Annotated in this window: 3 protein-coding genes; all 3 read left to right on the forward strand. The window is 26.7% G+C overall.

The window, feature by feature from the left end:
• Nucleotides 1–598: 598 nt before the first annotated feature.
• The 3 genes from JK139_RS15265 to JK139_RS15275 all read left to right on the forward strand — a co-directional run bounded on the left by JK139_RS15265 (nucleotide 599) and on the right by JK139_RS15275 (nucleotide 4,780).
• The gene (locus tag JK139_RS15265) at nucleotides 599–3,058 is read left to right on the forward strand and encodes an outer membrane beta-barrel family protein (RefSeq protein WP_074417461.1); all 2,460 of its coding nucleotides are present in this window, start codon (nucleotides 599–601) and stop codon (nucleotides 3,056–3,058) included.
• Nucleotides 3,059–3,163: 105 nt separating this feature from the next.
• The gene (locus JK139_RS15270) at nucleotides 3,164–3,358 is read left to right on the forward strand and encodes a hypothetical protein (protein ID WP_074417462.1); all 195 of its coding nucleotides are present in this window, start codon (nucleotides 3,164–3,166) and stop codon (nucleotides 3,356–3,358) included.
• A gap of 63 nt (nucleotides 3,359–3,421) precedes the next feature.
• A complete protein-coding gene (locus tag JK139_RS15275; RefSeq protein ID WP_074417463.1) occupies nucleotides 3,422–4,780 on the forward strand; it encodes a radical SAM/SPASM domain-containing protein in 1,359 nt (452 codons plus the stop codon).
• The last annotated feature ends 149 nt before the right edge of the window (nucleotides 4,781–4,929 follow it).

A 4,929-nucleotide genomic window follows, 5' to 3' on the forward strand; every position in this document is an offset into this window, starting at 1 on the left:
CATAAATGTCGTTTCTCTTATAAACGGCAAATTCATTCAATTTATTACAAAAAACATACTTTTGAGACATGCTCTATAAGATTTAGGAAAATTACTAAAGATATATTATAAATAATGTATTAGTTTCGGTTGTTCTTTATGTTTAACGAAAAGGCATATAAATAAAAATCATATAGTAGAATAATAAAAATAAAGAAACTAAGCAATGGAAAATATGAAAGATTAAAACATATTGTAAAAGTATTTTGGTAATCTACCAAATTTACAAGTTAAGAGTATAAAATAAATTTATAATAAATCAGTAGAATTGAATTAATATAAAATTATGGTGAAATTAAATATTTTAAAAAAGTTATTACGACTAGATTGGGTTTTGAAAATAAATTAACTTAAAAAAATATTAATAGCATTTTTAAAAGGCAGAAAAAATAAAACTGCAAGACAAACTTTATGAAAGATTTACAACTTAAAAATAAAAACCTTTAAGCCAAATGTAAACTTTAGTAATAATAAAAAGACTATACAAAATGAAGAAATAATTTGGGAGAATAATATTAAATACTATTAAAACTGCGATAATTATAATAAAAAATTACAGATGGAGTGTTTTATAAATATAATTTGGTTCTGCTTCAAAAAATTAAACCATAATCCTTCCAAATATCAATATATTTTTATTATAATATGTTTTATAATTGTATTTGTATTATTCAATTTAAACAATGTATTTGGACAAAGCCTGAAAGGAAAAATTGTAACTGCTAATAATACACCGATAGAATTTGTTACTGTTTCATTATTAAAAGATACTATTAATCTTGAAAACACAATAACAGACAGTAATGGTGTTTATCGTTTCACAAGACTTAAAATTGGACATTATAAATTATCGGTTTCACATATAAATTATGAAAATAAAGAAACAGCTTTTAATATGTTAAACGACACTATAATAAATGTTATGCTATTTCTTAAATCAAAAGAGCTTAAAGAAATAGCGGTATCAGGAAAAAAGCCGCTTATACAAAGAAAAGTTGACAGAATAATATTTAATGTAGAAAATAGTTTAACTGCAATTGGCTCAAATGCTTTAGAAGCAATAAGTAAAGCGCCGGGAGTTCGTGTTATTAACAATACAATTTCATTAGTTGGCAAAAGTAAGTTAGCGATTATGTTTAATGGACGACTATCTCAACTGACAGGAGACGATTTAATAAACTATTTAAAATCCACTTCAGCAAATGATATTTCTACAATAGAAGTTATTACAAATCCTCCAGCAAAATATGATGCAGAAGGAAATAGTGGCTTAATCAATATTATAACAAAAAAAAATACACAACTCGGATATAACTGCTCTGTACAATTAGGTGATGCACAATCTACTTATAATACGCTGTTAGGTGGAGTGAATTTAAATTATAATAAGGAAAAAAATAAACTGTACACTTTATTCAATGCAGGTAACGGATCAACCGCACCAATAGAGAAAAACATAATTTTTTATCCAACCCAAACATGGAAGAAAACCAATAATCGAAGAGACTACAACAGATATATTACAGGCACAATCGGTTATGATTATCAACCCAATGCTAAAACTGCAGCAGGATTTAATTATTCATTTGGCGCTCTTTCCCCTAACATGAAAGAAGCAATAAGTACACCAATATATAATTTATTCAATACCATTGATTCATCAATAAATACAAATGCCAATTCAACTAGAAATATTAACTATCAATCAGTAAATATTCATTTTGAAAATAAAATAGATAGTGTTGGAAAAAAAATAACGATTGATGGAGATTGGTACTTTTATCAGGATAACAATGAAAGAAAATTTACCAATGAAAATTATAATGCAAATGGGGAACTAATGCCAAATACATTAACTCAATATTTGTCGGGCAGCAAACAAAATATAAATTTATATACTTTAAATATTGTTGCAGATCTTCCATTTAAAGCATATAAAATTTCAGTTGGTGGAAAATTATCTTTTATTAATAACAAAAGTGATGTTTCATTTTATCAACGGATCAATAATAGATATGCATTTGACAATTCTAATTCAAATAATTTTATATATAATGAAAATACACAGGCAATTTTTGCTAATTTTAGTAAAACAATAAAGAAATTTGACTTTCAAGTGGGTTTACGGTCTGAAAATACAGGCACAACAGGAATTTCACAAAACAATAATCAGACTACAAAAAATTCATATTTTAAATTTTTTCCAACAGCCTATATAACATACAATTTAAATGATATGAATTCATTTTCTTTAAGTTATGGCAAAAGAATAAACAGACCCAGCTACTATAAATTAAATCCATTCAAATGGTATACTAATAGTTACTCATATTCAGAGGGAAATCCTTTTTTGCAACCATCATTTAATAATAATTTTGAAATATCACATACTTATAATAATTTTTTAACAACAGCTCTTTCTGTGAGCAATGAAAATAACAGATTTGACCAAATAACAATTGTACAAAATAATACAAATCTACAAATTACAAAGTATCTTAATTTTTTAAAAACTTATACCTATCAATTAAGTTCATCAGTGTTTATTAATAAAATAAATTGGCTTGAAACTAATAATCAGTTTCAAATATTTTATTCCGTTTCAAAGTCCAGCCTACCCGAAACTAAGCCGATAATTAAAGGTTGGGGGGGGTATGTCTCATCAGATAATCAAATCGTATTCAATAAAGTTAGAACAATACTAGGGGAATTAAATTTTTGGTACCAATTTCCATATATAGATGGACTAGATAAATCATCTGGCTATTATAACATTGATGCCGCTATTAAATTTTTAGTCCATAAAAAGAAACTACAGGTTACAATAAGTGGAAATGATATTTTAAAATCAAACAAACCAATTTATTATAGTCTTTTTAACAATATAAAACAACAGAACAATAACTACTATGATAATCAACAAATAAATATTTCTATATTATACAAATTTGGTAACCAGAAAATAAAGAAAAATTATAGACAAATAAACAATTCAGAAGAAACCAAAAGAATAAATTAAAATTTTCCGGAAAATGCGAGTATGAAGCATTAAAATTCATATCATGTTCAACAAATACCTAATAACATTAAACTTTGGTAATTTTTTAAAACTAAATTTTTTAAAATGAAGAATTCAAATTTGGAAAGTGCTCTCAAAAAATTAAATGAACATCAAGCTGGAATACCAAAAAATGAGAAAGGTGTTTCATTTTTGAGTAAGGACGATGCTAACAAAGTAAAGGGCGGAGTAGCTGCACCATCAGGATGCAATAAAGGTGGTTTTTCTTGTCCAATGTTTACGTCATGTGGCAAATTTTAGCTTGCCCACTTGTGGGGTTAATTTTTTAACCCCACAATTTTATTAATCATTAAATTTTTAAAAATGAATTTTAAACTATCACATTATGTTATTTTTTCAGATATAATCGATGAAAAAAACAATAGATTAATTTATACAACTAGAACTGGCTCTTTATTAAAAATTTCTGACAAAGTCTATTCACATTTGTTAAATAATGATTTTACAAACATCTCTAATGATGATATTATGCCATTAATTTTAAATGAGGCAATAGTAGATAATAATGAAGACGAATTTAAAGAAGTATTACAGAGAAACAGATTGGCTATTAAAGACAAGAGATTAGTAGCTTTTACCATACAACCAACAGGAAATTGTCAGTTAGGATGTAACTATTGCGGTCAAGTACACTCAAAGAAAACTATGAACGATTTAATAAAAAATAAAGTTGTTGAAAGAATTATTAAAAAAGTATCTGCTAAGCACATCACAGGACTTACTGTGGAATGGTATGGCGGTGAGCCTCTAATGGGTTTTGCAAAAATTATGGAGATAAGTAAAGATTTAATAGATTATGCTGAAAGAAATAACAAAACATATTTTGCAAGTATAATTACAAATGGACTTAGCCTAAAACTCCCAATTTTCAAAAAATTGGTTAAGGATTGTCAAATTAAACTTTTTCAAATTACGTTAGATGGCTTAGCTGAGACACATGATAAGCGACGTATTACAAAACAGGGTGAAAAAACATTTGATATTATTTTTGATAATATCAAAGCAGTGATTAATAGCAAGGAGTATGATGATAGTGATTGCGGAATTCTAATCCGTATTAATATTGATAAGACTAATGGTGACAATGTTACTAGGTTAATTGATTTACTTGCTCAATATGGATTTCATGAAAAAGGTGTAGCTTTTGAATTTAGCCCTGTAGTAAATTGGGGCGGCAATAATGCAGCCAAGAATAGTTACTCTCCAAAAGATTTCGGAAACTTAGAAATAGATTGGATACTTCATGCAATAAAAAAAGGATTTAAATATAAAACAGTTCTTCCATCCTTAAATCCAATAGTTTGCCAAGTTGTAGATAAAGAATCAGAGGTTTTTGACGCTGATGGAAATATTTATCCTTGCTACGAATTTCCATATACTCCAAAATATGAAAATGATAACTATAAAATAGGCAATATAATGTTTCCTGAAGAATCTTTTAACAATAATGCAATAACTAGAAATTGGAATACTGATATAGAAAAAGGTATCTCATTTTGTCCGACATGCAATTTATTTCCTGTATGTGGTGGAGGGTGTCCTAAAATTTGGTATAACAATGAAGTCGCATGTCCCTCTTTCAAAACAAATATTAAAGATAGAGTTGTTTTAGAATATATATTAAAACATGAAAAGTGTCAGGAAATTATTTCTAGTTTATAATTTATTAAAAATAAGATTAATATGAATATTAAAGAAACAGATATATTAACAAATGTGTCTAAAATTAGAGCATTTGAAAGAAAACATATATTCTTTAGCGTTTTGGAATTTAACGATAAATACTCTACCTGTCTCTTATACACATCTGA

Origin of the sequence: Hydrotalea lipotrueae (assembly GCF_019249625.1) — a bacterium.
GTDB classification, from domain to species: domain Bacteria; phylum Bacteroidota; class Bacteroidia; order Chitinophagales; family Chitinophagaceae; genus Hydrotalea; species Hydrotalea flava.